The organism is Aggregatibacter kilianii (assembly GCF_003130255.1).
Lineage (GTDB): Bacteria > Pseudomonadota > Gammaproteobacteria > Enterobacterales > Pasteurellaceae > Aggregatibacter > Aggregatibacter kilianii.
In genome coordinates, this window is sequence record NZ_NRCN01000001.1 from 1,373,196 (window position 1) to 1,400,174 (window position 26,979).

Annotated in this window: 27 protein-coding genes; 14 read left to right on the forward strand and 13 right to left on the reverse strand. The window is 42.0% G+C overall.

Translation table 11 applies throughout. The annotated features are described in order from the left end of the window. The first annotated feature begins 169 nt into the window (after positions 1-169). The 3 genes from DK428_RS06495 to DK428_RS06505 all read left to right on the forward strand — a co-directional run bounded on the left by DK428_RS06495 (position 170) and on the right by DK428_RS06505 (position 3,397). Positions 170-2,257 carry a TonB-dependent receptor domain-containing protein gene (locus tag DK428_RS06495; RefSeq protein ID WP_109090070.1) on the forward strand — a complete coding sequence of 696 codons (2,088 nt, stop codon included), beginning with the start codon at positions 170-172 and terminating at the stop codon, positions 2,255-2,257. 356 nt (positions 2,258-2,613) lie between these two features. Then, entirely contained in the window at positions 2,614-3,198 is a 585-nt protein-coding gene (locus DK428_RS06500; RefSeq protein ID WP_109064497.1) for a sigma-70 family RNA polymerase sigma factor, read from the forward strand. Between the two features lie 10 nt (positions 3,199-3,208). Further along, positions 3,209-3,397, forward strand: coding sequence for an anti-sigma factor family protein (locus DK428_RS06505; RefSeq protein ID WP_050692534.1), 189 nt, complete (start codon positions 3,209-3,211; stop codon positions 3,395-3,397). Positions 3,398-3,437: 40 nt separating this feature from the next. Here the strand turns inward: DK428_RS06505 and greB are convergent, their stop codons facing one another. After that, complete coding sequence (gene greB, locus DK428_RS06510) at positions 3,438-3,917, reverse strand: transcription elongation factor GreB (RefSeq protein WP_050692533.1); 480 nt, start codon at positions 3,915-3,917, stop codon at positions 3,438-3,440. Between the two features lie 113 nt (positions 3,918-4,030). Here greB and DK428_RS06515 point away from each other — a divergent pair, with 113 nt between their 5' ends. Next, a complete protein-coding gene (locus tag DK428_RS06515) occupies positions 4,031-6,346 on the forward strand; it encodes a Tex family protein (RefSeq protein WP_109092128.1) in 2,316 nt (771 codons plus the stop codon). Positions 6,347-6,505: 159 nt separating this feature from the next. Here the strand turns inward: DK428_RS06515 and tuf are convergent, their stop codons facing one another. The 4 genes from tuf to rpsL all read right to left on the reverse strand — a co-directional run bounded on the left by tuf (position 6,506) and on the right by rpsL (position 10,971). Beyond that, complete coding sequence (gene tuf, locus DK428_RS06520) at positions 6,506-7,690, reverse strand: elongation factor Tu (protein WP_109092129.1); 1,185 nt, start codon at positions 7,688-7,690, stop codon at positions 6,506-6,508. Between the two features lie 63 nt (positions 7,691-7,753). Then, the gene (gene fusA / locus DK428_RS06525; protein ID WP_109065076.1) at positions 7,754-9,856 is read right to left on the reverse strand and encodes an elongation factor G; all 2,103 of its coding nucleotides are present in this window, start codon (positions 9,854-9,856) and stop codon (positions 7,754-7,756) included. Between the two features lie 116 nt (positions 9,857-9,972). After that, positions 9,973-10,443 carry a 30S ribosomal protein S7 gene (rpsG, locus tag DK428_RS06530; protein WP_109065075.1) on the reverse strand — a complete coding sequence of 157 codons (471 nt, stop codon included), beginning with the start codon at positions 10,441-10,443 and terminating at the stop codon, positions 9,973-9,975. Positions 10,444-10,596: 153 nt separating this feature from the next. Beyond that, positions 10,597-10,971 (reverse strand): 30S ribosomal protein S12, encoded by a 375-nt coding sequence (gene rpsL / locus DK428_RS06535; RefSeq protein WP_005543325.1) that lies wholly within the window; start codon positions 10,969-10,971, stop codon positions 10,597-10,599. Between the two features lie 310 nt (positions 10,972-11,281). Between rpsL and DK428_RS06540 the strand changes: the two genes are divergently transcribed. From DK428_RS06540 to DK428_RS06555, 4 genes are read left to right on the forward strand one after another with little or no spacing between them, the layout of a single operon-like run. Further along, on the forward strand, positions 11,282-11,941 hold the full coding sequence (locus DK428_RS06540; protein WP_109065074.1) for an amino acid ABC transporter permease: 660 nt from the start codon (positions 11,282-11,284) through the stop codon (positions 11,939-11,941). Further along, entirely contained in the window at positions 11,931-12,599 is a 669-nt protein-coding gene (locus DK428_RS06545) for an amino acid ABC transporter permease (RefSeq protein ID WP_109065073.1), read from the forward strand. Before DK428_RS06540 ends, DK428_RS06545 begins: the two co-directional genes overlap by 11 nt. Positions 12,600-12,608: 9 nt before the next feature. Beyond that, complete coding sequence (locus DK428_RS06550; RefSeq protein ID WP_109089975.1) at positions 12,609-13,373, forward strand: amino acid ABC transporter ATP-binding protein; 765 nt, start codon at positions 12,609-12,611, stop codon at positions 13,371-13,373. Further along, on the forward strand, positions 13,357-14,211 hold the full coding sequence (locus tag DK428_RS06555; RefSeq protein ID WP_109065071.1) for a cysteine ABC transporter substrate-binding protein: 855 nt from the start codon (positions 13,357-13,359) through the stop codon (positions 14,209-14,211). The genes DK428_RS06550 and DK428_RS06555 overlap by 17 nt, the downstream gene beginning before the upstream one ends. 144 nt (positions 14,212-14,355) lie before the next feature. Here the strand turns inward: DK428_RS06555 and dprA are convergent, their stop codons facing one another. The 6 genes from dprA to lexA all read right to left on the reverse strand — a co-directional run bounded on the left by dprA (position 14,356) and on the right by lexA (position 17,904). Next, the gene (gene dprA / locus DK428_RS06560; protein WP_109065070.1) at positions 14,356-15,471 is read right to left on the reverse strand and encodes a DNA-processing protein DprA; all 1,116 of its coding nucleotides are present in this window, start codon (positions 15,469-15,471) and stop codon (positions 14,356-14,358) included. Positions 15,472-15,726: 255 nt separating this feature from the next. Next, positions 15,727-16,176, reverse strand: a complete 450-nt coding sequence (gene rplI, locus DK428_RS06565; protein ID WP_109065069.1) for a 50S ribosomal protein L9 — start codon at positions 16,174-16,176, stop codon at positions 15,727-15,729. Positions 16,177-16,191: 15 nt separating this feature from the next. After that, positions 16,192-16,422, reverse strand: a complete 231-nt coding sequence (gene rpsR / locus DK428_RS06570) for a 30S ribosomal protein S18 (protein WP_005541294.1) — start codon at positions 16,420-16,422, stop codon at positions 16,192-16,194. A 12-nt stretch (positions 16,423-16,434) separates the two neighbouring features. Next, positions 16,435-16,761, reverse strand: a complete 327-nt coding sequence (gene priB / locus DK428_RS06575; RefSeq protein WP_005704762.1) for a primosomal replication protein N — start codon at positions 16,759-16,761, stop codon at positions 16,435-16,437. Further along, on the reverse strand, positions 16,748-17,125 hold the full coding sequence (gene rpsF / locus DK428_RS06580) for a 30S ribosomal protein S6 (RefSeq protein WP_005555822.1): 378 nt from the start codon (positions 17,123-17,125) through the stop codon (positions 16,748-16,750). The genes priB and rpsF overlap by 14 nt, the downstream gene beginning before the upstream one ends. Positions 17,126-17,277: 152 nt before the next feature. Further along, on the reverse strand, positions 17,278-17,904 hold the full coding sequence (gene lexA / locus DK428_RS06585) for a transcriptional repressor LexA (RefSeq protein ID WP_109065068.1): 627 nt from the start codon (positions 17,902-17,904) through the stop codon (positions 17,278-17,280). A 210-nt stretch (positions 17,905-18,114) separates the two neighbouring features. Between lexA and plsB the strand changes: the two genes are divergently transcribed. Continuing rightward, entirely contained in the window at positions 18,115-20,556 is a 2,442-nt protein-coding gene (plsB, locus tag DK428_RS06590; RefSeq protein ID WP_109065067.1) for a glycerol-3-phosphate 1-O-acyltransferase PlsB, read from the forward strand. A 59-nt stretch (positions 20,557-20,615) separates the two neighbouring features. On the opposite strand, the gene DK428_RS06595 is transcribed toward plsB, so the two are convergent. Together DK428_RS06595 and ffh are read right to left on the reverse strand one after the other, a co-directional pair. Continuing rightward, positions 20,616-21,317, reverse strand: coding sequence for a DUF8095 domain-containing protein (locus DK428_RS06595; RefSeq protein ID WP_109065066.1), 702 nt, complete (start codon positions 21,315-21,317; stop codon positions 20,616-20,618). 86 nt (positions 21,318-21,403) lie between these two features. After that, the gene (gene ffh, locus DK428_RS06600) at positions 21,404-22,783 is read right to left on the reverse strand and encodes a signal recognition particle protein (protein ID WP_109065065.1); all 1,380 of its coding nucleotides are present in this window, start codon (positions 22,781-22,783) and stop codon (positions 21,404-21,406) included. 154 nt (positions 22,784-22,937) lie between these two features. On the opposite strand from ffh, the gene DK428_RS06605 reads away from it, so the two are divergent. The 5 genes from DK428_RS06605 (at position 22,938) to DK428_RS06625 (ending at position 26,977) form a co-directional block, all read left to right on the forward strand. Beyond that, complete coding sequence (locus tag DK428_RS06605) at positions 22,938-23,732, forward strand: cytochrome C assembly family protein (protein WP_109065064.1); 795 nt, start codon at positions 22,938-22,940, stop codon at positions 23,730-23,732. A gap of 75 nt (positions 23,733-23,807) precedes the next feature. Continuing rightward, the gene (locus tag DK428_RS06610) at positions 23,808-25,070 is read left to right on the forward strand and encodes an HlyC/CorC family transporter (RefSeq protein WP_109059857.1); all 1,263 of its coding nucleotides are present in this window, start codon (positions 23,808-23,810) and stop codon (positions 25,068-25,070) included. A 187-nt stretch (positions 25,071-25,257) separates the two neighbouring features. Further along, positions 25,258-25,728 carry a TonB-system energizer ExbB gene (gene exbB, locus DK428_RS06615; RefSeq protein WP_109065079.1) on the forward strand — a complete coding sequence of 157 codons (471 nt, stop codon included), beginning with the start codon at positions 25,258-25,260 and terminating at the stop codon, positions 25,726-25,728. Positions 25,729-25,731: 3 nt separating this feature from the next. Continuing rightward, the gene (exbD, locus tag DK428_RS06620) at positions 25,732-26,208 is read left to right on the forward strand and encodes a TonB system transport protein ExbD (RefSeq protein ID WP_083014578.1); all 477 of its coding nucleotides are present in this window, start codon (positions 25,732-25,734) and stop codon (positions 26,206-26,208) included. A 10-nt stretch (positions 26,209-26,218) separates the two neighbouring features. Next, positions 26,219-26,977 carry an energy transducer TonB gene (locus DK428_RS06625; protein ID WP_109065063.1) on the forward strand — a complete coding sequence of 253 codons (759 nt, stop codon included), beginning with the start codon at positions 26,219-26,221 and terminating at the stop codon, positions 26,975-26,977. Positions 26,978-26,979: the final 2 nt, after the last annotated feature.

Here is a 26,979-nt window from a genome sequence, read left to right on the forward strand (position 1 = left end):
GGCGCAAATGATACTGCATCAAGAAAATAATTCAACTGAAAATAATATGACTGTCGGATTGGTGATATGAAAAAATGTTCTAAAATCGAAAATATGCCTCTCTTCAAAGATCGTATCTTTTTTTATATTATAAAAGAGAATTATTACTAATACCAAAATGGGTCTTTTTATGAAATCGTATATGAAATTTTCTCCAATTAGTCTTGCTATCTTTTCTGCTTTCTCGACTCAAGTCTTAGCTGAAGAAACGAATAGTGAAACGTTAGCACCAATCGTTGTCACGGCAGCCGGTACATCCCAAGATTTAAAAGATGCTCCTGCCAGTATCAGTATAGTCAATCAGGAACAGCTTAAACAGCACCCGGCTAATCGTTTGGAAGAGGCGCTACAAGATATTCCGGGTGTAAATGTTAGCGGTAGTAATGTGAATAAATCGGATATTTCTATTCGTGGTTTACCGGCTGATTACACATTGATTATGGTGGATGGTCGCCGCCAGAATACCCGTGAGTCCCGTCCAAATGGTAATGGTGGTTTTGAAGGCGCGTTCATTCCGCCGCTGAATGCGATTGAGCGTATTGAGGTGGTGCGCGGACCGATGTCTTCTCTGTATGGTTCTGATGCGATGGGCGGCGTCGTCAACATTATTACTAAAAATGTCACCAAAGCGTGGACAGGCTCTGCTTCTGTCGGTTTTACCGCACATGGTAAGAGCACTTTTGGTAATGGACATCATGGTAATTTCTTTGTCTCAGGTCCATTAGTTCAAGATAAGTTAGGTCTTCAAGTTTATGGCGGTGCAGACTATCGCCCTGAAGATGATATTATCGGTGGTTCTAACCGTAATAAAAATCGTAATATCAATGCCAAACTTTCCTTTACTCCAACAGATAAACAAACTTTTATTTTAGAGGGTGGTCGCCATCTATTAGAAAAATATGAAACTCCGGGAAAATCCTTAGCCCTTACCACAACTCGTGGTACCAGTGTGGCTCAAAATAAACCGAGCTCAACTCGTGCCAGCAGAAATCATTGGTCTTTGACTCATCAGGCCGATTGGGATGTGATGAGTTCGGAATTGAGCTTATATCAAGAAAAAGCAAAACGTGAAGTGACCACGAATGGGGTGATGGATTCTCGTAAACCTGAAATTACTAATACCGTATTTGATGCGAAGTTCATGTTACCTGTGGCAAATCACTTTTTTGTGTTTGGCGGGCAATATCAAAATGCAAAATTGGAAGATGATTCCGTTATCAAAGTAAACCGAGTGACAAGAACGGTGAATGGAAGAACGCAAACCCGTTCGGTACCGGTTTATCAAAATACAGAAAATAAAGTTCATCAGTATGCGTTTTTCGTTGAAGATGAAATTAATTTCTCGGATAAATTCCTATTAACATTGGGTACTCGTTTAGATCATCATCAGAAATTTGGTGCGCATTGGAACCCAAGAGCCTACGCTGTTTATCATATTAATGATAACTTTAGTGTAAAAGGGGGAATTGCTAAGGCTTTCCGCGCGCCAAGTATTCGTGAATTAAGCGAAAGTTATGTCACTGCCACAGAAGCGGGTGCCGGTGTGATTTACGGTAATCCAAACTTAAAACCGGAAACCAGCGTAAACGAAGAGATTAGTGTTGTTTATCATCACGATAGCGGCGCCAATGCGACGGTAACCTTGTTTAATACGGATTTTAAGAATAAACTCACCAGCCATTACACCGGAAATCCGGAGGATCCGCTTACCGGCGCAAAACTTTATGAATACAGCAATGTCGGTCGAGCCAATATTAAAGGTGTCGAGGTAAGTTCCCACATTCCGTTTAATGAGCATTGGAACGTCGATTTATCTTATACATATCAGCACTCAAAACGTAAATCTGATGAAGACATTTCGGCTTCAGGCGTGAGTTTAAGAGGATTGCCATTAGATAATACGCCTAAGCATGCAGCCAGCGGAAAACTTAATTGGATGGTGAATGATAGCTTAAGCGCCTATACCCGAGTTGCTTATAAAGGCAAACAAATTTGGGCAAATCCGCGTAATGGAGACAGTCGAAACGCTTATCGTACCCGTGGTGGATATACAACGGTAGATTTTGGTACAACTTACAAATTTAATCCAAATGTCTCCCTTAACTTTGCGGTATTAAATATTGGTAATGAAATTGGCGAGCGTGTGGATACCAACGGCGGAAGTTGGACGGTAGAAGATGGTCGTCGTTTCTGGACAAATCTTAATATTACATTCTAATCCTGCAAAAATAAGACACATTTAATTTTTTGGATGTGTTTTTATTCCAACTTCAACAGTGCGGTCAAAATTGATCGCACTTTTTTTATTCCTTTCTTTTATAAAATTCCTTTCAAATCATAGGGATATTTTTTGGGGTTTTATGTCTCTTCTAAAAAATTAAAATTTTTTGTAAGAAATTTAGGCATTGTTCCGTCTAATGGGCATATCCAAAGTTTTGGGTTTGTGATAATTCTTATAAACTTTAACTCAAATCATAGAGTTATTTTGATTTCGTGCTATTGCATCATTTATTTGCCTAATACTTAACGCTATGATAGCCGCATTATTTGTGTCGCATAAAATGGACTTATACCATGCAATTCTCTTTTAAAAATATTTCATCGCAGCAAATACAAACTATCCGACAACAAATGTTAAAGTTTGCCGTATTACAACTGCGCGATGAAGATTTAGCCGAAGATGTGGTTCAGGAAGCCTTAACCAAGGCTTATCAACACGCCGATTCGTTCAAAGGTGCCGCGGCATTAAAAACCTGGTTTTTTGCTATTTTAAAGAATCAAATTATTGATTTGATTAATTATCGACGTCGTACGCTAACTGTGTCGGAAGTATATGATGGTGATGAAGATGAGGATCCAAATGTGTTTTTTGATCAGACCGGTCATTGGGATCGTAATAATTTTCTGCCAACAACGTGGCAAGAGCCGTCTGAGCAGCTGTACAAAAAAGAATTTTGGATAATTTTTGAAGCCTGTTTGGAACATTTGCCTGCTCAGCAAGCCCGTGTATTTATGATGCGTGAATATTTTGAAATGAAAAGTGAACAAATTTGCCAAGAGTGCGATTTATCTACGTCAAATTTACATGTGTTATTATATCGCGCCCGTTTACAGTTGCAAGCCTGTTTAACCCGTAATTGGTTTGATAATAAGAAATAAGGTGGGAATCATGAAATGTCAAAATGTCACCAAATTAATCTCGGAAAACCAAGAAAAGCCGCTTTCATTGCTCAAAAACAGTCAGGTTTATATGCACTTGGCGATTTGTCCGTATTGTCGAGCCTTTGCCCGAAACTGTAAAAAAATGCATAAAATGATGCAGGATTTTTCAGCACAGGAAGAGGGGAAGGAGAGCTAGTCAAGAAAAAGTGCGGTGGATTTTGACCGCACTTTTTATTTCAGACCTTTTCATACCAAATGCGATTCACATACAGCTGAATTTTGCCGGAAGGTGTTTCTACGGTAATTTCGTCGTCTTCCTCTTTGCCAATTAAAGCTCGTGCTACCGGAGAATCAATTGAAATCCAATTCTTTGCCGGGTCAAACTCATCGCAACCGACCAGCCGATATTGTTTGACTTCGCCGTCTTCGTTTTCCAGCTCTACCCAAGCGCCGAAAAAGATTTTACCTTCTTGCTTTGGTGAATAATCCACGATTTGCAAGACTTCCAAACGCTTGGTGAGAAAACGCACACGACGATCGATTTCGCGTAAGCGACGTTTGCCGTAAATATATTCTGCATTTTCACTGCGGTCGCCTAATGCCGCCGCGTCAGATACCGCTTGCGTTACCTTAGGGCGTTCTTCTTTCCACAAAAATTTTAATTCTTGGTCAAGTACGTTCCAGCCTTGACGGGTGATGTAATTTGATTTTGCCATGTTAAATTCCTCAAGTGCCACAAAATTATACCGAAAAAGGAACAAACATTTGAGCCTCTCGTCCAAAAACAGTATTCTATGTCCGTTTTTTTCACCACTAAGAAGTACACAGAATGTTAAATCAACAAATCAGTCAACTTATCGCGCAGGAATTGAATGTGCGTGATAGCCAAATTCTTGCCGCCATTCAATTATTAGACGATGGCAACACGATTCCTTTTATTGCCCGCTATCGCAAAGAAGCCACCGGAGGCTTGGACGATACGCAATTGCGTCATTTTGAAACCCGCTTAATTTATTTACGCGAGTTGGAAGACCGTCGCCAAACCATTCTGAAATCCATTGAAGAACAAGGCAAATTAACGGATGAATTACGTGACAAAATTCAAACTACACAAAGCAAAACCGAGTTGGAAGATTTGTATTTGCCGTTTAAACCGAAACGCCGTACTAAAGGCCAAATTGCCATTGAAGCTGGGCTTGAGCCATTGGCGGATTTACTTTGGAACGAGCCAAAAACAGTTCCGGAAACCACCGCACTTGATTATGTGAATGCGGAGAAAGGCGTGGCAGATGTTAAGGCTGCATTAGACGGTGCCCGTTATATTTTGATGGAACGTTTTGCCGAAGACGCAGGATTGTTGGCAAAAGTGCGTGATTATTTAAGCAAAAATGCACTTATCGTTTCTAAGGTGATTGAGGGCAAAGAGACAGAAGGCGCAAAATTCCAAGATTATTTTGATCACCAAGAGCTGCTTAAAAATGTGCCGTCTCACCGTGCTTTGGCGATGTTCCGTGGTCGCAATGAAGGCATTTTACAATTAAGTTTGAATGCGGACCCGGAAGCGGAAGAGGGCAGTCGCCAAAGCTATTGTGAAGAGATTATTCGTGATTATTTAGGGGTTCGTTTTAATGGTCAACCTGCCGATAAATGGCGTGAGCAAGTGATTGCTTGGACATGGAAAATTAAAGTGGCCTTGCACTTAGAAACGGAACTCATGGCGACCTTACGTGAGAAAGCGGAAGATGAAGCCATTGATGTATTTGCCCGAAATCTGACCGCACTTTTAATGGCTGCGCCGGCAGGCGCCAAGAACACGATGGGGTTAGACCCGGGGCTACGTACCGGCGTGAAAGTGGCTGTGGTGGATAACACCGGTAAGTTATTGGCAACCGATACCATTTATCCGCATACCGGGCAGATGGAGCGTGCGATGTTGTCTATTTTCCAATTAATTAAACAACACAACGTGGAATTGATTGCAATCGGGAATGGGACTGCCTCTCGCGAGACAGAGCGTTTCGCCAAAGATGTGATCAAGGAAATTAAAGAAAATAAACCACAAACAGTGGTGGTGAGCGAAGCGGGTGCTTCCGTCTATTCCGCTTCCGAATTGGCAGCGCAGGAATTTCCAGATTTGGATGTGTCCTTGCGTGGTGCCGTGTCCATTGCTCGTCGCTTGCAGGATCCATTGGCGGAATTGGTGAAAATCGAGCCAAAAGCCATTGGCGTGGGGCAGTATCAACATGACGTAAATCAAAGCCAATTAGCGCGTAAATTGGATGCGGTGGTGGAAGACTGTGTAAACGCCGTAGGCGTGGACCTAAACACCGCCTCTGTGCCATTATTGGCTCGTGTGGCGGGTATGACCAAAACGATAGCGCAGAATATTGTGACATACCGTGATGAAAACGGGCGTTTTGACAGCCGTGAACAACTGAAAAGAGTACCACGTTTAGGCCCTAAAGCCTTCGAGCAATGCGCTGGGTTTATGCGTATCGCTGCAGGCGATAATCCGTTAGATGCCTCCGGTGTACACCCGGAAGCCTATCCGGTGGTAGAAAAAATTCTACAAGCGACGGAACAATCGATTCAGGATTTAATGGGCAATGCAGGCTTAGTGCTCCAGCTTGATGCAAAACAGTTTACCGATGAGCAATTTGGTTTGCCGACCGTTCAGGATATTTTTAAAGAATTGGAAAAACCGGGACGTGACCCGCGCGGTGAATTTAAAACCGCCACCTTCGCTGAGGGCGTGGAAGAAATCACAGATTTGAAAGCAGGTATGATCTTAGAAGGTACGGTAACCAACGTGACTAATTTTGGTGCCTTTGTGGATATTGGCGTACATCAAGACGGCTTGGTTCATATTTCTTCCCTCAGCGATAAATTTGTGGAAGATCCGCATCAAGTGGTGAAAACAGGTGATGTCGTAAAAGTGAAAGTATTGGAAGTGGATGTGGCGCGTCGTCGTATTGCATTAACCATGCGTTTAGATGAAAGTGCGGTGAAAAATGACGGAAAATCTGACCGCACTTTATCCGCAAAACCGCGTTCTGATAATGCCCGCCAAGACCGTAGCAATCCGCGAGCAAATAATGCGATGGGCAATGCCTTTGCAGATGCGCTGAAGAATTGGAAGAAATAGCAGATTCTAGTTCAGTAAAAATATTTAAAATCATGACTGCACTTTAAATACAATAAAGTGCGGTCATTTTTTATTGTGTTTTCATCAGATTCGTTTTATCAACATGATGAAAAAAAAGCGTATCATTCGATACGCCTTTCTTATCAGGTTGATTATCAATTATTTGATAATTTTAGCTACCACACCGGCGCCTACTGTACGGCCACCTTCACGGATAGCGAAACGTAAACCTTGGTCCATCGCGATTGGGTGGATTAAGGATACGGTCATTTTGATGTTATCGCCAGGCATAACCATTTCCACACCTTCCGGTAACTCGATAGTACCGGTTACGTCAGTTGTACGGAAATAGAATTGTGGACGGTAACCTTTGAAGAATGGAGTATGACGACCACCTTCTTCTTTGGATAATACGTACACTTCAGATTCGAAATCAGTGTGTGGAGTAATTGAACCCGGTTTAGCCAATACTTGACCACGTTCGATTTCTTCACGTTTGGTACCACGCAATAATGCACCGATGTTTTCACCTGCACGACCTTCGTCAAGTAATTTACGGAACATTTCAACACCGGTTACGGTAGTTTTCGCAGTCGGTTTGATACCTACGATTTCAACTTCATCACCAGTACGGATGATACCACGCTCAACACGACCTGTTACTACTGTACCACGACCGGAGATAGAGAACACGTCTTCGATTGGAAGAAGGAACGGTTGGTCGATAGCACGCTCAGGCTCAGGAATGTAAGAATCTAAGTGGCTTGCTAATTCAAGGATTTTTTCTTCCCATTCTGCTACGCCGTTTAATGCTTGTAATGCAGAACCACGTACGATTGGTGTATCGTCACCCGGGAAGTCATATTGAGAAAGAAGTTCACGAACTTCCATTTCAACTAATTCTAATAACTCTTCGTCATCTACCATGTCGCATTTGTTTAAGAACACGATGATGTAAGGAACACCTACTTGGCGACCTAATAAGATGTGCTCACGAGTTTGTGGCATAGGACCATCAGTTGCTGCTACTACTAAGATAGCACCATCCATTTGCGCCGCACCGGTAATCATGTTTTTAACATAGTCGGCGTGCCCCGGACAGTCAACGTGTGCGTAGTGACGTGTTGGAGTATCGTATTCAACGTGGGATGTGTTGATGGTGATACCACGCGCTTTTTCTTCAGGCGCGTTATCGATTTGGTCGAATGCACGAGCCGCACCACCGTAATGTTTTGCTAATACGGTTGTGATAGCTGCTGTTAAAGTGGTTTTACCATGGTCAACGTGGCCGATTGTACCCACGTTAACGTGCGGTTTTGTACGTTCAAATTTTTCTTTAGACACGATTAAGTTTCCTCAATGTATAAGTCCACAAGCCAGGATGGCTTGTGGATTAGTTAAACAAAATTATTTTTTACGAGCTTCAATAACTGCTTCAGCCACGTTTTTCGGTGCTTCAGCATATTTCAATGGTTCCATTGAGTAGGAAGCACGACCTTGAGTTTGGGAGCGTAGGTCGGTTGCATAACCAAACATTTCAGAAAGCGGAACTTCGGCGTCGATTTTAACAACGAATTCATTCGCTTCTTGACCGTTCACCATAGCGCGACGACGGCTTAAGTCACCAATTACGTCACCTACGTACTCAGGCGGAGTTTCTACTTCAACTTTCATGATTGGCTCAAGTAGAACAGGGTTTGCTTTTGCGAACGCAGCTTTGAATGCTAAAGATGCGGCAAGTTTAAACGCCAATTCGGAGGAGTCTACATCATGGTATGAACCGAAGTGTAAACGAACACCGAGATCAACTACCGGATAGCCCGCTAACGGACCGGATTTAAGTTGTTCTTGAATACCTTTGTCAACAGCAGGGATGTACTCACCAGGGATTACACCACCTTTAATTTCGTTAACAAATTCGTACCCCGGGCCTTCCGGCTCTAATGGGTACAAGTCGATAACAACATGACCGTATTGACCGCGACCACCGGATTGTTTTGCGTGTTTACCTTCCACATCGTTAACACGAGAGCGGATTGTTTCACGGTAAGATACTTGTGGTTTACCAATGTTAGCTTCCACTTTGAATTCACGTTTCATACGGTCAACGATGATATCCAAATGTAACTCACCCATACCAGAAATAATGGTTTCACCAGATTCTTCATCAGTGTGAACACGGAATGAAGGGTCTTCTTGTGCAAGACGACCTAATGCAAGACCCATTTTTTCTTGGTCTGCTTTCGTTTTTGGTTCTACTGCAACAGAGATTACCGGCTCTGGGAATTCCATACGCTCAAGGATAATTGGTGCTTCAATAGCACATAATGTATCACCTGTTGTCACATCTTTTAAGCCGATAGCAGCAGCGATATCGCCCGCACGAACTTCTTTGATTTCTTCACGTTTATTTGCGTGCATTTGAACGATACGACCGAAACGCTCACGTTTTTGACGTACGGAGTTCAACACGGTATCACCAGAATTAATTACACCGGAATATACACGGAAGAAGGTTAAGTTACCTACGAATGGGTCAGTTGCAATTTTGAATGCTAATGAAGAGAATGGTTCTTCATCACTTGCATGACGTTCACCTTCTGTTTCATCTGGATTGATACCCTTGATCGCAGGAATATCTGTTGGTGCCGGTAAGTATTCAACAACCGCATCAAGCATTGCTTGTACGCCTTTGTTTTTAAATGCAGAACCACAAGTTACCAAGATGATTTCATTTGCTAATACGCGTTGACGAAGACCGGCTTTGATTTCTTCTTCTGTTAATTCTTCACCGCCAAGGTATTTTTCCATTAACTCTTCGGAAGCTTCCGCAGCACCTTCAACAAGGTTTTGACGCCATTCTTCACAAGCGGCTTGCATATCTGCAGGAATGTCTTCATAAGTGAAGGTCATACCTTGGTCAGCTTCATTCCAGTTAATTGCTTTCATTTTGATCAAATCAACAACACCGGTAAAGTTTTCTTCTGAACCAACAGGTAGTTGAAGTGGAACTGCATTGGCACCTAAACGGGTTTTTAATTGATCAACCACGCGTAGGAAATTTGCACCGGTACGGTCCATTTTATTAACGAACGCAATGCGCGGAACTTCGTATTTGTTTGCCTGACGCCATACGGTTTCAGATTGTGGTTGAACACCACCAACCGCACAGTAAACCATCACCGCGCCATCAAGAACACGCATAGAACGTTCTACTTCAACAGTAAAGTCAACGTGTCCTGGGGTGTCGATAACGTTAATACGGTGTTGTGGGAATTGTTGTGACATACCGGACCAGAATGCGGTGGTTGCCGCAGAGGTGATGGTAATACCACGTTCTTGTTCCTGTTCCATCCAGTCCATGGTTGCGGCACCATCGTGCACTTCACCGATTTTGTGACTTACGCCGGTATAGAACAAGATACGCTCAGTAGTAGTAGTTTTACCCGCATCAATATGCGCACTGATACCAATGTTACGATATCTTTCAATAGGGGTTGTACGAGCCATTATTATTTCCTTGACGATTTCTTATTTAAAATTAAATACGAAATTTTATAAATGAATGAGGCTTCATCGCATAAAAATATGAGATGAAGCCTAAAAACGTAACTGCTAACCGAATATTACCAACGGTAGTGAGCAAACGCTTTGTTAGCTTCAGCCATACGGTGAACGTCTTCACGTTTCTTAACTGCGGCACCTTTGTTTTCGGATGCGTCAGATAATTCGTTGGCTAAACGTAAAGCCATTGATTTATCACCGCGTTTACGGGCCGCTTCAACGATCCAACGCATACCTAATGCGTTACGACGAACCGGACGAACTTCAACCGGTACTTGGTAAGTAGAACCACCAACACGACGGGATTTAACTTCCACGGTTGGGCGTACGTTGTCTAATGCCGCTTCAAAAGCTTCTAAAGCTTCTTTACCGGTACGTTGAGATAATGTGTCTAACGCGTTATAAACGATAGATTCTGCGATAGATTTTTTACCATCTACCATGATGACATTGATAAATTTAGCAAGTAATTCTGAACCGAACTTCGGATCCGGTAAAATCTTGCGCTGTTCAATACTACGACGACGTGGCATTGCGAATTTCTCCGTTTTTATAATCTTCAGGGTATCCCAAAACTCGATAAAAATTAACCGCACTTTTGATATAAGGGGTTAATTAGATACTGGAGTTTGCGATTTAAATAAGTTTTACTAATTTAGCGTTTGGCCTTACTTAACGGAGAACCATTAAGCTTTAGGACGTTTAACGCCGTATTTAGAACGACCTTGTTTACGATCTTTCACGCCTGCGCAGTCTAATGCGCCGCGTACGGTGTGATAACGCACACCCGGTAAGTCTTTAACACGACCGCCACGGATAAGCACAACACTGTGCTCTTGAAGGTTGTGACCTTCACCGCCGATGTATGAGGTTACTTCGAAACCATTGGTTAAACGAATACGGCATACTTTACGTAATGCTGAGTTCGGTTTTTTAGGTGTAGTTGTGTATACACGTGTGCACACACCACGTTTCTGCGGGCAAGCCTCTAATGCAGGAACGTTACTTTTTACAACCTTTTTCACACGCGGTTTGCGTACTAGCTGGTTGATTGTTGCCATTAAAAAACTCCAGTTTAATAAAAATTCATTAAAGAATGTGTTTTACAAAATCTGTCCATACAAGAACAGACCGCAGATTTTAATCTCCAAACCGCTTTCTGTCAACTTATTCTACAGTTGCAACCTTGCTGATGCTGACAATAAAAAGAAGAAAAAACATGACGAAAATCGACCGCACTTTTGATCATAGTTTATGTGATAAAAACGATGTTTAAATTTCTTTAGGTTATAAGATATACAAATTCGTTCTTTCCATCTGAAATTATCTTATTTTTATAATGCCAGAAGGTTTAGGTCTTTTGGAATACTCATGAACTGGCAGTATATTTGGAATGTCATCCCCAGATTTGTTGATGCAACATTTATTACTTTACAACTTTCTTTCTGGGCAATTGTGCTATCGCTTTTAGTCGGTTTTTTCTGTGCGGTAGTCACAACTTATAAAATTAAGATTCTCAATCTTGTGGTGAAGTTTTATATCGAACTTTCCCGTAATACGCCTTTATTAATTCAGGTTTTCTTTTTGTATTTTGGCTTATCTAAAGTGGGGATCAAACTGGATGGTTTTACTTGCGCGATCATCGGTTTGGCCTTTTTAGGCGGCAGTTATATGGCGGAAGCCATTCGAGGCGGCTTGGAAGCCATTTCTCGTGGACAGTTGGAATCCGCTTTAAGTTTAGGATTGACGCCGGTACAGGCCTTTCGTTACGTATTATTCCCTCAAGCCTTTGCTATCGCCACACCTGCCATTGGTGCGAATTGCTTATTTTTAATGAAAGAAACTTCCGTGGTGAGTGCGATTGCCATTGCCGAGTTGATGTTTATGGCAAAAGAAATTATTGGAATGGATTACAAAACGAATGAAGCTCTATTTTTATTGGTCGTGTTTTATTTAATGATTTTATTGCCGGTGTCTTTATTTGTTGCATATTTGGAACGCCGTACACGGAGAGCAAAATATGGCGCTTAATGTATTATTTGAAGGGAGTAACTTTGAGCGATTACTGGGCGGATTATGGGTGACGGCTAAAATTGCCTTTGTTTCCGTTTTTTTTGCTTGTGTTCTTGGTGTAATTCTCGGTTTATTGATGACAAACAAGAACCGGGTCATTCGCGCCCTTTGCCGCTTTTATTTGGAATTTGTCCGCATTATTCCTTTGTTGGTCTTACTTTTTATTACCTATTTCGGCGTGGCGAAATGGTTCAACACGCATATTGATGGCGTTACCGTATGTATTTGGGTCTTCATTTTTTGGGGAGCGGCGGAAATGGGAGATTTAGTGCGGGGCGCGTTAACTTCTATTGAAAAACATCAAGTAGAATCCGCTCACGCATTAGGTTTAACGTCGCTACAGACTTTTCGTTATATTTTATTGCCACAAAGTTTAAAACGTGTCACACCAAGTGCGATCAACTTATTTACCCGCATGGTGAAAACCAGTTCTCTTGCCATGTTAATCGGTGTATTAGAGGTCATCAAAGTGGGACAACAGATTATTGAGACTTCCTTATTCACCGAGCCCTCTGCCGCTTTGTGGATTTATGGCGTGATTTTCTTGTTATATTTTGCAATTTGCTATCCGTTATCCTTACTTTCGCGTTATTTGGAAACTTATTGGGAAAAATAGAAGGTGTGTATGCCCTTGTTAGAAATTAAAAATTTAGTGAAATATTACGGTGACACCCTCGCATTAAACGATATTAATTTATCCGTTAAAAAAGGCGAAGTGGTGGTGATTTTAGGCCCGTCAGGCTGTGGCAAAAGTACCCTTCTACGTTGCATTAACGGCTTAGAAGAGATAAAGAGCGGTCAATTAATTTTGCAAAATGAAGGTGAGTTGGGTAAAGACTTACCTTGGGTGAAGGCTCGTCAACATATCGGCATGGTGTTCCAAAGCTATGAATTATTTCCGCATATGTCGGTCATCGACAATATTTTGCTTGGTCCGCTCAAAGTGCAGAAACGGCAACGTGCTGAAGTGGAAGCGCAAGCCGATATGTTGTTGAAACGGGTCGGGCTGTTTGAGCGTAAAAATGCCTATCCGCGCGAATTATCGGGTGGTCAGAAACAACGTATTGCCATCGTCCGTTCTTTGTGTATGAATCCCGACATTATGCTGTTTGACGAAGTCACTGCCGCACTTGACCCGGAAATGGTGCGTGAAGTGCTGGATGTGATTTTGGGCTTAGCGAAAGACGGCATGACGATGCTGATTGTGACACATGAAATGTCCTTTGCCCGCCAAGTGGCGAACTGCATTGTGTTTATGGATAAAGGGCAAATCGTAGAGCAGGCGGCACCATCGGATTTCTTCACCAATCCGCAAACCGACCGTGCAAAAAGCTTTCTTAATATCTTAAATTACGAACCGAGAGGAGTTAATTATGAACAAAACATTTAAAAAAGTGACCGCACTTTTCGCCACCGCATTATTGGCGATAGGCTTAACCGCGTGTAACGATAAAGAGGGTAAAACTGAATCGGCGACCTCGTCAACGATTGAGCAACTCAAACAAGCCGGCAAATTGCGTATCGGCGTATTCAGCGACAAACCGCCATTCGGCTATGTGGACAGTCAAGGCAAAAGCCAAGGATTTGACGTAGAAATCGCCAAAGCTATCACCAAAGATTTATTGGGTGATGAAAATAAAGCGGAATATGTGTTAGTTGAAGCGGCCAACCGTGTGGAATACCTCACTTCCAATAAAGTGGATATTATCCTTGCTAATTTCACTGTCACCCCGGCGCGTGCGGAAGTGGTGGATTTTGCTAAACCTTACATGAAAGTGGCGTTGGGCGTAGTGTCGAAAGACGGCGCGGTGATTAGCGATGTGAATCAATTAAAAGGCAAAACCTTGTTAATCAATAAAGGCACCACCGCAGACGCTTATTTCACTAAAAATTATCCTGACATCAAACTGTTGAAATTTGAGCAAAATACCGAAACTTTTGAAGCTTTACGTGATGGTCGTGGTGATGCGCTTGCTCATGACAATACCCTATTATTCGCTTGGGCGAAAGAAAATCCGGGGTTCACTGTGGGCGTTAAAAATTTAGGTGATCAAGATTTCATTGCGCCGGCAGTAAAAAAAGGTGATGTTGAATTGTTAAATTGGTTAAATGCCGAAATTGAAAAATTGGGAAAACAAGGTGTGTTAAAACAAGCCTACGAAAAAACCTTGCAGCCAATTTACGGTGATGCAATTACCGAAGGCGATGTGGTAGTGGAATATAAATAGCCTATTGAAACCCCAAAATGCGCTTAGAATTAAGCGCATTTTTTATTTAAAGGAAACAAAGGAACATTATTTCTTAGAGGAATATATTAGATCTCATTATCGAATGGTATTTGTTTATCAATGGGGTGGATTTGATAACTGAAATTAAGATCGTCGATACAATCCATTTTCACTGATAATTAAATCCTGCAATTCCAATTCTAATAATTGGGTGAGAAGCTGATCTACCGATAACCCTAGTTTCGCTACTAAATCATCAATGCTAATGGGACTATAGCCAATTGTGTCGTAAATTTTCGGATGAGATGGCGTAACCGGTTCCGGCAACTGCGCGTGGGTTGTTGTGCGGGAGGTAAAGTGCGGTAAGTTTTGCGGACGTTTTTTCCATATCGGAGATGGTGATAAATTTTCCAAAATATCCTCAATATTTTCGACCAACATTGCCCCTTGTTTTATTAACTTATGGCAACCTTGACTAAATTGACTTTGAATATTCCCCGGCAAGGCAAAAATTTCCCGATTCTGTTCTAAAGCATAACGGGCAGTAATTAAAGAGCCGCTTCGTTCTGTTGCTTCAATAATTAACGTTGCTAAAGATAAACCGCTAATAATGCGGTTGCGACGTGGAAAGTTTTCTGCCACCGGGGGGTGCAATGGGAAGAATTCGGAAACTAATGCGCCATTGTTGGTGATAATTTCTTGTGCCAGCTTGCGGTGTTTGGTGGGGTAAATTTCTTCTAATCCGCTACCTAAAACCGCAATAGTCGGTTGGTTTAAATCTACGGCTGCTTGATGACAAAATCCGTCAATGCCTAATGCTAAGCCACTGGTGATAATAAAGCCATTGGTAGTCAGTTCGGTGGCAAAATATTTTGCCCAGTATTCTCCATAGTTAGAACATTGGCGACTGCCGACAATGGCAATTTGTTGTTGTGATAGTGCCGAACAGTTTCCTTTTACAAATAACACAGGCGGCGCACTTTCGATTTGTTTGAGTAGTTCAGGATAGTTCGGGTGGAAATAATCCAGAATTATGTTGCCTTCTTTTTCACCCCATAACAATGCCGGCTCGATATAACGCATTTCAGGGTGAAACCAGGCCTGTATTTGTTGAGCATTCCATCCCATTTGACGAAAAGCAACGGCGTCGTAATTTTGCAATTCCGTTAAATTTACTTGAGCTAGGATTTTATGAATTGTGGTTGGTCCCAGTTTGGGAATTTGCAATAGACGTAATAAAAGTTCCGGATGATTATTCATGGTTTTCTCGCTCTTGTTCAAAACGCGGGATTATAGGCAAATAGCGAGTGATAAATATTGATGAAAGCAAATTTTGCGATCGGGATCGTAATTTACGAAGAAAATAGAATGAAAGTGATATAGGAGAGTAATAACAGAATTGGGGTAATAATTTTTTATAGCTTAAAAACGTTATTTTTTATGACCGCACTTTACGTGCTATAAAAGAACAATAAAAAAACCCGGTAATGAAACCGGGTTTTTTGTATGCGTTAATTATTCAGCAACGATAACAACGTTTAAGTGAGAGAAGACTTCACCGTGGAATTGGAAAGTCACTTCATGTTCACCAAGAGTACGGACTAAACCGTTTGGTAAACGCACTTCACTTTTCGCTACTTCAACACCTTTAGCAGTGATTGCTTCAGCGATGTCACGAGTACCGATAGAACCGAATAGACGACCTTCATCACCTGCTTTAGCCGCGATGGTAACAGAACCTAATGCTTCTAAACGTGCTGCGCGGTCAGCAGCGGCGGCTAATGCTTGAGCTGCTTTCTCTTCTAATTCTGCACGACGTGCTTCAAAATGTTCAATGTTAGCTTTGGTTGCCATAACTGCTTTACCTTGTGGGATTAAGTAGTTACGCGCGAAACCGGATTTAACATTTACTTGATCGCCCACTTTACCTAAGTGTGCAATTTTATCTAAAAGAATTACTTGCATTTGACCTTCCCCTTCTTAGTGATGATGTGTATCAGAGTAAGGTAATAACGCTAAATAACGTGCGCGTTTGATTGCGCGGGCTAATTGGCGTTGGTACTTCGCACGAGTACCGGTAATGCGGCTTGGTACAATTTTGCCGCTTTCAGAAATGTAGTTCTTTAATGTAGCGATATCTTTGTAATCGATTTCAACAACATTTTCCGCTGTGAAACGGCAGAACTTACGACGACGGAAATAACGTGCCATTTGGCTAGTCTCCTAATCTATAAATTCGATTTGCTCGGCATGTAACACTAATTGTGTCAACCCATTATTGAGTTGGTGTGTGGTTAAAAAACCTTGAATTAATATTTTACTGCCGACCGTAATGCCTTGAGTTTTTTCTACTAATTGATTGCCACTGATTTGAACGGGAATTTTACACCACGCTTGTCGCGTTAAATTTGCTTCTTGCTTGGTTGAACGATGTTCCAATAAAAATTGGCAATGTTCGATTCCATTCGGGCTTTTGCGTCGTTTAGGATTATTGGCGACAACACCAATAATGGATAAACGATTATCAATATTCAAATTACTCTTCAGCATCCTCAAAATCGTTGGATTCAACTTCAGTTAAAGCTTTACGATCGTCTTTTGCTTTAACCATTGGGGACGCTTCGGTTACGGCGTGCTTAGTGTGAATAACAAGGCTGCGCAATACAGCGTCGTTATAACGGAAAGTTGTTTCTAGCTCGTCGATTACTTGTTGAGGCGCTTCTACATTCATAAGCACATAGTGTGCTTTATGTAATTTGTTAATTGGGTATGCTAATTGACGGCGACCCCAATCTTCTAGGCGATGAATTTGACCGCCGGCTTCTTTTACAGAACCGGTATAACGTTCAATCATCCCTGGTACTTGCTCGCTTTGATCCGGGTGGACCATAAACACGATTTCGTAGTGACGCATTACTGCTCCTTACGGGTTAATCAGCCTCCAACGTTAAGACCAGTCACCAATCTTGTGGAAGCAAGGAACTAATTCGGACGTGACTGAGGGCGCAAATTATACACTGAATCAGGGCTTTTGCAATAAAAGTGCGGTCATTTTTTTCAGTGTTTTTACATCCAAGCATTATTACGAATAATGCCTACTGCGATGCCCTCAATTTCAAAATGCGGACGTTGGGTCAAATCCACTACAATTGGTGCAAATTCTTCGTTTTCGGCGTGTAAGTAAATTATTGACCCCTTGCGTTCCAAGCGTTTTACCGTGACTTCATCTTCAATGCGGGCGACCACAACCTGACCGTTACGCACGTCTTTGGTGCTATGCACTGCCAATAAGTCGCCATCTAAAATACCGATGTCTTTCATGGATTGACCATAAACTTTTAGCAGGAAGTCGGCTTGTGGCTTAAACATCGTAGGATCAACATGATAAGTGCCTTCAATATGTTGTTCCGCCAAAATCGGCTCACCGGCGGCAACACGACCAATTAACGGTAAGCCGGATTCTTCTTCTACATTATTATCTTCCAATAAAAGACGAATGCCGCGCGATGCACCGGAAACAATTTCAATGACGCCTTTTTTCGCCAAGGCCTTTAAATGTTCTTCTGCCGCATTAGGAGAGCGAAAACCCAACTCTTTAGAAATCTCTGCCCGCGTTGGTGGCATACCGGTGGTTTCAAGATGATGTTTAAGAAAATCATAGACTTCTTGTTGGCGAGCTGTTAGTGGTTTCATAATATCATTCCTGTTAATATATACATGAATAACTGGTATTATATACAGAAAATCTATGGGTGCAATCTTTTCTTGGGTGAAAGATAAAGCGAATGATTGTGTTATCTTAGAATTGTGCCGCAGGTCACTAATTCGGTGAAATTTTTATGCTAAACTAGTGTGAAATTGACAATCTGTCAGTGACATTACGTTATAACAAGGAAATTTATTATGTCTAGTTTTCTTAATGCTTATCGAAAATTGCTTGAATTACCATTATCGATTTTAGTAAAGAATAATCCGATTCCGCATAATCCTATTGAAGAGTTAGAGCTTAATATTACGCAACCTGTGGTTTATATGTTGCCGTACACCTCCGAAACCGACTTCGTTATTTTCCGTAAAAACTGTTTAAGCGTAGGTTTACCTGATCCTTTAGAAGACAATGAAATTAATGGTAGCATCTTGCCGCGTTTCGTATTTTTAGATGAAGGTCGGCGTTTTTTTAAATCGAAAGGCGCCAAGAAGGAAACCATAGCCGTTTTTAATAAATATTTAGAATTACACCGCACTTTGCCTGAATTAGACGTGCAACTGATTCCTGTTTCCGTCTTATGGGGGCGTGCACCGGGGCATGAAGATAAATCCAAGTTGCCGAATTTACGGTTATTAAATGGCTTGCAAAAAACCGCTGCAGCGCTTTGGTTTGGGCGGGATACTTTTGTGCGCTTTTCCCAGGCGGTATCTTTACGTTATATGACGCGCGAACATGGTTTTGATCAGAAAATCGCACAGAAATTGGCTCGTGTTGCTAAAATTCACTTTGCCAAACAACGGATTTCTGCGACCGGACCACGCTTACCGAACCGTCAGGCTATGTTTAATAAATTGTTGCAATTGCCGGTCATTTTAGCAGCGATTGAAGACGAGTCAAAAAGTAAGAATATAAGTAAAGAAAAAGCCTACAAAGAAGCCGAAAAAATTTTGGACGAAATTGCCGCAAACGTGAGTTATGAAGGCTTACGCGTGGCAGATCGTTTCTTGCGCTGGTTATGGAATAAACTCTACCAAGGCATTGATGTGGAAAATGCCGATCGCGTACGGAAATTGGCACTAGAGGGCCACGAAATCGTGTATGTGCCTTGCCATCGTAGCCATATCGATTACTTGTTACTTTCCTATGTTTTGTATCACCAAGGCTTAGTGCCACCGCATATTGCCGCAGGAATTAACCTTAATTTCTGGCCGGTAGGAGGGATGTTCCGCCGTGGTGGTGCGTTCTTTATTCGTCGTACCTTTAAAGGAAATCGTCTGTATTCCACGATTTTCCGTGAATATTTGGCGGAATTGTTCCATCGTGGTTATTCCGTGGAATATTTTATTGAAGGCGGACGTTCCCGCACCGGTCGTTTATTGGCGCCGAAAACCGGCATGATGTCAATGACATTACAGGCGTTGCAGCAACAGCAAACCCGTCCGATTTCCATTGTGCCGGTATATGTAGGCTATGAGCACGTTTTGGAAGTGGACACTTATGCGAAGGAATTGCGAGGCGCAGCAAAAGAAAAAGAAAACGCCGGTTTAGTGTTGCGTGTAATCAAAAAATTACGCAATTTGGGCAAAGGTTATGTGAACTTTGGTGAACCGATCACTTTAAGCAACTACCTGAATCAACATTTCCCGGAATGGAAAGAGCCGTTGGAAGATCGTCCACAATGGTTTAATAAGGCTGTAGATGCCGTGTCTCATCAAGTGATGGTGAATATCAACAAAGCGGCGGCAGTGAATGCGATGAATCTCACCGGAACGGCGCTGTTGTCCTCCCGTCAACGTGCGTTATCTCGTGAACAGTTGCTAGAGCAACTTTCCAGTTATCAGCAATTCTTACAAAATGTGCCGTATTCCGATGATGTGGTGGTGCCGACGGAAAAACCGGAAATTATGCTCGATCATGTATTAAGTCTGGATCGTGTTGGCATCTTGTTGGAAAAAGACAATTTTGGCGAAATCGTGCGTTTAGAACGTTCCTCTGCCGTGTTGATGACCTATTACCGCAATAATATTCAGCATTTATTCGTATTACCCTCCTTGGTGGCGAGCGTTGTTCTGCATTATGAAGCCATTCAAAAAGAGCTGGCGTTAGATGCCGTGTTGAAAATTTATCCGTTTTTGCGTAGCGAATTGTTCTTGCATTTTAATGAAGAGGGTCAAATCGCTGAGCGAGTAGAGCATATTATTCAAGAATTTCAACGCCAAAACATCATTAAGCACAGTGAAAATATGTTGGCCATCAACAAACCGAATATTCGGATGTTGCAACTTTGGTCGGCCGGGGTGCGTGAAATTCTGCAACGCTATTACATTACCGTCAATTTATTGCAAAATAATCCGTTGATTTCCCGTGCGGATTTGGAAAAAGAAAGTCAGTCTGTGGCACAACGTTTGTCTGTTTTACATGGCATCAACGCACCGGAATTCTTTGATAAAGCGGTTTTCTCCGCATTTACCAATAGCTTAAAAGCGCAAGGTTATTTCAATGAAAGCGGCACCGCCAATACGGAAAAATTATACGAATTGGCCAGTATTTTAACCCACTTAATTTCCACCGAAATTTGCCTAACCATTAATGGCGCGGTGGCAAAAGTGGAAGAGCATGAACACCACGAGAATTAGTTAAATAAAAAGTGCGGTCATTTTGAAAAACGTTTTTTAAAATGACCGCACTTTGTTTTTTAGCGACAAATAATGTTAGTAAAGAGCGTTGCTTTTTCTTTTAAGTTAGCTAATCCTAATTGTTGTCCATGCTTTGCTTCATGCTTGTTGCTTTCGGCAATAAAGGACTGGCTACCCGTCACTAGAGGTTTATAATTCACATCCTTAATATCATGCTTGGAAATAATGGCGCTTAATAAACTCGTGTAATAGTTATTATAGTCTTGGTAATAGTTACTTGCCATTTTAACTTTTACCCCATTTTTGCCATTAAAATCAGTACACATGGATTTATTTGCCGTAAATTCGGCGTGAGCAAGTCGTCCCTTTCCAAACTCATAGAAATCGATTTTTTTCGCTTTTGCAAGTTTCTTTATATCTTCTTTTTGGTGTGGGTTTAAACTTTTAGCGTTTTCTGTTCCAAAATATATTGCCATATTATTGGCGTGAGCATCGTAAATATAATACAGATTCCCAATTAAATCTTCCTGGTCTTTAGCGCTTTTTCGATAAGCTCTACCAACGCTATCTACACGAGTTTCATTTGGATGAGATTGCTCATATGCAGTCTCTGTACTAATAAAAGAGATATATTGAGTAGATTGATCAATATCTTTATAAGGACGCCAATCTGGAGAACCATTACCCAAACCTAGTTCACTCACTGAACAAGCGGTTAGTGATAATGTCGCACCTAATAATAAGAGATTTTTCGTTTTCATTTGCTTTTCCTCATTATGTTGAAGGGCTTCGATAGTAAAAGTGCGGTTAAAAATTCCTTCGTTTTTAACCGCACTTTATTATTTTTCTAACGTCTAAACATTCCGCCCAAGCCACCAAGCCCGCCGCCCATTAGGCCTTGCATGCCGCGCATCATTTTCGCCATGCCGCCTTTGCGCATTTTCTTCATCATGCGTTGCATTTCATCAAATTGTTTGAGCAACTTGTTCACATCTTGCACCTGCGTGCCGGAACCAAGGGCGATGCGGCGACGGCGGGAGCCTTTGATGATGTCCGGATTGGCGCGTTCTTTTAAGGTCATGGAATTGATGATGGCTTCCAGTTTGTTGAACATTTTGTCGTCCACCTGATTTTTCACATGATCCGGCAGATTTTTCGCACCCGGCAATTTTTCTAGCATGGACATCATGCCGCCCATTTTTTTCATTTCGCGTAATTGTTCACGGAAATCTTCTAAAGTGAAATCGTCCCCTTTCTTGAATTTTTGCGCCATTTTTTCCGCTTTTTCGCGGTCAACGGAACGTTCTAAATCTTCAATTAAGGAAAGCACATCGCCCATGCCGAGAATACGCGATGCCACGCGATCCGGGTGGAACGGCTCTAACGCGTCGGTTTTTTCACCGACCCCGAGGAATTTAATCGGCTTGCCGGTGATTTGACGAATAGACAACGCTGCACCGCCACGGGCATCACCGTCCACTTTGGTAAGAATAACACCACTAAGTGGCAATGCTTCATTGAAGGCTTTTGCGGTATTCGCCGCATCCTGACCGGTCATGGCATCCACGGTGAATAGCGTTTCAATTGGGTTTAATGCGGCATGAATCTGTTTGATTTCATTCATCATTTCACTGTCAACGTGTAAACGACCGGCGGTATCCACAATAAGCACGTCGTAGAATTTTAATTTGGCTTCCGCCAATGCCGTTTTGGCAATATCCACCGGGTTTTGTTTCACATCGGATGGGAAGAAGTCCACGTTAACCGCTTGAGCAAGGGTTTCTAATTGTTTGATCGCCGCAGGGCGATAAACGTCGGCAGATACCACAAGCACTTTTTTCTTATGACGTTCACGCAGGAATTTGGCTAGTTTACCCACGCTGGTGGTTTTCCCCGCCCCTTGCAGACCGGCCAGTAAAATCACAGCAGGTGGTTGGGTCGCAAGATTTAGGCTTTCGTTCGCCTCACCCATTGCCGCTTCTAATTCCGCTTGTACGATTTTGACGAACTCTTGTCCCGGCGTGAGGCTTTTATTTACTTCCACGCCAATGGCGCGTTCTTTTACTTTATTGATGAAATCACGCACGACCGGTAGCGCCACATCGGCTTCCAGTAATGCCATGCGCACTTCGCGTAGGGTGTCTTTGATGTTATCTTCGGTTAAACGCCCACGTCCGCTGATGTTACGTAACGTTTTGGCTAGGCGATCGGATAAGTTTTCAAACATGTGGATTCCTGTATTGTCTCGGAAGGGAAAATGCGGTTAAAAATTGCTGTCATTATACTGAAATTCCGCGTATTTTCACGCGCGAAATAAATTTATAGCGATTTTAACGGGATATGGCTAGAATAAACGTCTCAATGTAAACAGGGAAATAATTATGTGGTTTGCCATTTTATCTATTGCGTTTTATTTATTCAGTGTGTTGTTAATTGCGCCGATCTTGTTAAATGCACAAGTCGGTGATGGGCAAACGAAACCGAAAAAAACACTTTTTTTTCTGACCGCACTTTGCGCCATTATTTTCCATGTCATGAGTACGTTTCCTTTATTGCAGGATTTGGCTGCTAGGCAAACATTCAGCATTATGGAAGTGGCGTCTTTAATGAGCGTGATTATCGCCGCCCTTGCCACTGTTGCCATGTTACAGGTGAATACCATGTGGTTTGTATTGCCTATTGTGTATTGCTTTTCCATTATTAATTTAATTTATGCTACTTTCCTGCCAAGTCATATTATTCAGTTATTGAGTCAAAACGATTTTCTGCTATTTCACATCGGCTTATCCATTTTTGCTTATGCGGTGTGTGCTATTGCAACCTTATATGCTATTCAGTTGGTATGGATTGATCGTCATTTAAAAGCCAAGAAACCTCATTTTTCACCGATGATGCCGCCGTTAATGACAGTAGAACGCCATTTTTTCCGTTTATTAGTGAGTGGTGAAGTTTTACTTACCATGACTTTAATTTCAGGTACTTACCACCTTATGCAGGCGATAACACCGGATAATATTCACAAAGGTGCGTTTTCTTTGCTTGGTTGGCTTGTTTTTGGTCTGGCGATTTGGGGCTATAAGCAATACCGTTGGCGTGGAAAAAAGATGATTATTTATGCTATTTCGGGTATGATTTTGCTGACTATCGCTTACTTCGGTAGTCGTTTGATTGTGTAAAATCAACGGATGAGAGAAAAGTGCGGTAAAAATTGGCCGCATTTTTTTATTTTTAATACATATAAGGATTTCACTTTGGACAGTATTCCCCTTAGTACGTTATTTATTATTCTAATCATTTGCTTAGTGCTTTCAGCCTACTTCTCCGGTTCGGAAACCGGTTTGCTTTCCTTAAATAAATACCGTTTGCGCTTTCTTGCCACGCAAGGCAACAAAGGGGCGCAAAAAGCCGAAAAACTGCTACACAAACCGGATACCTTACTTAGTTTTATTCTTATTTTTAATAATCTCGTGAATATCAGTGCTTCCGCCATTGCAACGGTAATCGGTATGCGTTTATATGGCGATGCGGGAGTTGCCATTGCGACCGGCGCATTGACTTTCGTGATGTTGATCTTTTCCGAAATTTTCCCGAAAACCGTGGCGGCAATGCATCCTGAGAAGGTTGGGTTGACCAGCAGTCACTTATTAATGCCGTTACTTAAAGTTTTTTCTCCTTTGGTTTGGTTAATGAATATTTTTACCAAATCTTTAATGCGTTTGGTGGGTTTAAAACCGGATCTGAAAAAACAGGTAATCAGCCGTGAAGAGTTGCGCAGTATTGTTTCCGAAGCGGGGGAGGCCACGCCGGATGAGCAACATCCGCAGATGTTATTATCGATTTTGGATATGGAAACCGTCACGGTGGATGACATCATGGTGCCACGCAATGAAATCGGCGGTATTGATATTGATGACGATTGGAAAGCGATTATGCGTCAACTAAATCATGCTGCCCATAATCGAATCGTGTTGTATAAAGGTAGCATGGACGAAAACGTGTTGGGTATTTTGCGAGTGCGCGAAGCCTACCGTTTGTTATTGGAAAAAAATGAATTTACCAAAGAGACCCTAATTCGTGCGGCAGACGAAGTGTATTTTATTCCGGAAGGTACCGCACTTAAGACTCAGTTGACTAATTTCCGCAATAAAAAAGAGCGTATCGGTTTGGTCGTGGACGAATATGGTGATATTAAAGGGCTGGTGACCCTAGAAGATATTTTGGAAGAAATTGTCGGTGAATTTACCACCTCTAATGCACCTACGCTAGAAGAAGAAGTCGTACCACAATCAGACGGATCCATCATTATTGAGGGGTCCACCAACTTGCGTGATTTAAACAAAATGTTTGATTGGAATTTGGATACGGAAGAGGTCCGTACGTTTAACGGCCTTATTTTGGAGCATTTGGAAGAAATCCCACAAGAGGGCACGGTGTGTGAAGTCAGTGGCTTGCAAGTCACGATTTTGGAAGTAAGCGATAATATGATTAAACAGGCAAAAGTCATCAAACTTTAGCCTATAACCCGGTTTATTTCTGCTGAAGCGATGAAGCAATTTCATCGCTTTTTTTGTGTTGAAATTTTAATTTACAAACGGCGTTAGAACTTTATAATAAATGCGATTTATTATCAGTTAAAGAAAGGATATGATTCATATTCTTCTTTATAATTATTTTTTAGAGCATCTTTCAAAGGAAAAACAAATGCCGCAAATTTTTGACTTTTTACAAAAGTATAGCGATTACATTATTATTGGTTTATTGATTTTTATGAGCGTGTTAATGCTCGCAATGGTGATTGAACGTTTTATGTTTTTAGCCCGAGTTAAAGTCAATCAGTATTCCACCATTCATGCACTTGAAATTGATTTAAACCGCAATCTGACCGTGATTTCAACCGTGGGTGCCAACGCGCCTTATGTCGGTTTGTTGGGGACTGTTATCGGTATTCTTTTAACCTTTTATCAAATCGGTCAATCCGGCGGCGAAGTCAATGCCGGCGAGATCATGATGCATTTATCTTTAGCCCTAAAAGCGACCGCACTTGGTATTTTAGTGGCAATCCCATCGATGATTTTCTATAACGCGTTAGGACGTAAGGTTGAAGTCAACCGTTTGAAGTGGAAAGTATTAAATTCTCAAAAAAATAAAGATGATAGCGAACATAAGGAATAGTCCGTGAAAAAGTTTGATGAAATCAACATTATCCCTTTCATTGATATTATGTTGGTGTTGTTGGCTATCGTGTTGATTACCGCCTCTTTTATTTCACAAGGGAAAATCCAAGTGAATGTGCCGAAAGCAAGTGCTTCTGTGGCGTTTAAATCTAGCGAGTTGGCAAAATTATTAACAGTGACGGCCAATGGTGAACTGTTTTTTAATGACAAACCGACTAATCTTGAAAGTTTGGAGACCGAAATTGCCGGTTGGGATAAAGCCCAAAAAGTGACCTTAAAAATTGATGCCGATGCCACTTTCCAAGATTTTGTTTCTGTAACGGATTTATTGGCGAAAAACGACATTAAAGATGTGGCCATTGTAGCAACGAAAGATAAAGGCGGTGAAAAACCGAAAAACAATGAGCCGCAGGCTCAAAAATCGGTTGAACCTCAGGTGGCAAAACCTACAGAACAATCCGCCGATGTTGGCAAGTAGGAGAATGTGAATGCAGAATGCAAAACGTTCACTCTTGAGTTTTCTGTTATCTGTTGTTATTCATGCCACCATTATATTTTTGCTTTTTTGGAGCCACTTGAGTAAAACGGATACGAGCGCCAACAGTGCGACCGGCGAAATTTCCACCAGCATTTCCATGGAGATGATTATGGCTATGGTGGAGGCTGAACCGCCGCCGGTGGAAGAAAAAGCACCGGAACCGGAAAAGCAGGAAACCGTTGAAGATCCAACCGTAAAACCGGAACCGCCGAAGGTTGAAAAACCAAAAGAACCGGAAAAGCCGAAAGAAAAACCGAAAGAAAAACCTAAACAAAAGCCGAAAGAAAAACCGAAGGTCAAACCAAACCCGGACGTGCCGATCGGTGACAGAACCGTTGAATCCAATTCTTCGGTAAATTCCAAGGCAACGACAACAGGTCCGGCAACCACAACGAATCCAAACTTAGCAGGAAACGGTGTCGGTGGTAGTGAGCTTGATGCCTATCGTTCAGCCTTGCGTCGTGAAATTGAGAAACACAAACGTTATCCTGCTCGCGCAAAAATGATGCGTAAACAAGGTATTGTGACGGTTTCATTCTCCATCGGTGCGGATGGTTCTATTAGTGGAGCCTCTATTGCGAAGAGTTCAGGCGCAGAGGATTTGGACAATGCAGCATTAAGTGCGGTTAATAGTGCCAGATCAATTGGTCCTCGTCCGGCGGGCATGGGGCCTTCTATTACCGTGCCGATCAGTTTTAAAATTAATTAGTT

Coding starts and splice junctions, on each gene's coding strand:
- DK428_RS06495 (WP_109090070.1), top strand. CDS start 170: ATGAAATCGTATATGAAATTTTCTCCAATTAGTCTTGCTATCTTTTCT.
- DK428_RS06500 (WP_109064497.1), top strand. CDS start 2,614: ATGCAATTCTCTTTTAAAAATATTTCATCGCAGCAAATACAAACTATC.
- DK428_RS06505 (WP_050692534.1), top strand. CDS start 3,209: ATGAAATGTCAAAATGTCACCAAATTAATCTCGGAAAACCAAGAAAAG.
- greB (WP_050692533.1), bottom strand. CDS start 3,917: ATGGCAAAATCAAATTACATCACCCGTCAAGGCTGGAACGTACTTGAC.
- DK428_RS06515 (WP_109092128.1), top strand. CDS start 4,031: ATGTTAAATCAACAAATCAGTCAACTTATCGCGCAGGAATTGAATGTG.
- fusA (WP_109065076.1), bottom strand. CDS start 9,856: ATGGCTCGTACAACCCCTATTGAAAGATATCGTAACATTGGTATCAGT.
- rpsG (WP_109065075.1), bottom strand. CDS start 10,443: ATGCCACGTCGTCGTAGTATTGAACAGCGCAAGATTTTACCGGATCCG.
- rpsL (WP_005543325.1), bottom strand. CDS start 10,971: ATGGCAACAATCAACCAGCTAGTACGCAAACCGCGTGTGAAAAAGGTT.
- DK428_RS06540 (WP_109065074.1), top strand. CDS start 11,282: ATGAACTGGCAGTATATTTGGAATGTCATCCCCAGATTTGTTGATGCA.
- DK428_RS06545 (WP_109065073.1), top strand. CDS start 11,931: ATGGCGCTTAATGTATTATTTGAAGGGAGTAACTTTGAGCGATTACTG.
- DK428_RS06550 (WP_109089975.1), top strand. CDS start 12,609: ATGCCCTTGTTAGAAATTAAAAATTTAGTGAAATATTACGGTGACACC.
- DK428_RS06555 (WP_109065071.1), top strand. CDS start 13,357: ATGAACAAAACATTTAAAAAAGTGACCGCACTTTTCGCCACCGCATTA.
- dprA (WP_109065070.1), bottom strand. CDS start 15,471: ATGAATAATCATCCGGAACTTTTATTACGTCTATTGCAAATTCCCAAA.
- rplI (WP_109065069.1), bottom strand. CDS start 16,176: ATGCAAGTAATTCTTTTAGATAAAATTGCACACTTAGGTAAAGTGGGC.
- rpsR (WP_005541294.1), bottom strand. CDS start 16,422: ATGGCACGTTATTTCCGTCGTCGTAAGTTCTGCCGTTTCACAGCGGAA.
- priB (WP_005704762.1), bottom strand. CDS start 16,761: ATGCTGAAGAGTAATTTGAATATTGATAATCGTTTATCCATTATTGGT.
- rpsF (WP_005555822.1), bottom strand. CDS start 17,125: ATGCGTCACTACGAAATCGTGTTTATGGTCCACCCGGATCAAAGCGAG.
- lexA (WP_109065068.1), bottom strand. CDS start 17,904: ATGAAACCACTAACAGCTCGCCAACAAGAAGTCTATGATTTTCTTAAA.
- plsB (WP_109065067.1), top strand. CDS start 18,115: ATGTCTAGTTTTCTTAATGCTTATCGAAAATTGCTTGAATTACCATTA.
- DK428_RS06595 (WP_109065066.1), bottom strand. CDS start 21,317: ATGAAAACGAAAAATCTCTTATTATTAGGTGCGACATTATCACTAACC.
- ffh (WP_109065065.1), bottom strand. CDS start 22,783: ATGTTTGAAAACTTATCCGATCGCCTAGCCAAAACGTTACGTAACATC.
- DK428_RS06605 (WP_109065064.1), top strand. CDS start 22,938: ATGTGGTTTGCCATTTTATCTATTGCGTTTTATTTATTCAGTGTGTTG.
- exbB (WP_109065079.1), top strand. CDS start 25,258: ATGCCGCAAATTTTTGACTTTTTACAAAAGTATAGCGATTACATTATT.
- DK428_RS06625 (WP_109065063.1), top strand. CDS start 26,219: ATGCAGAATGCAAAACGTTCACTCTTGAGTTTTCTGTTATCTGTTGTT.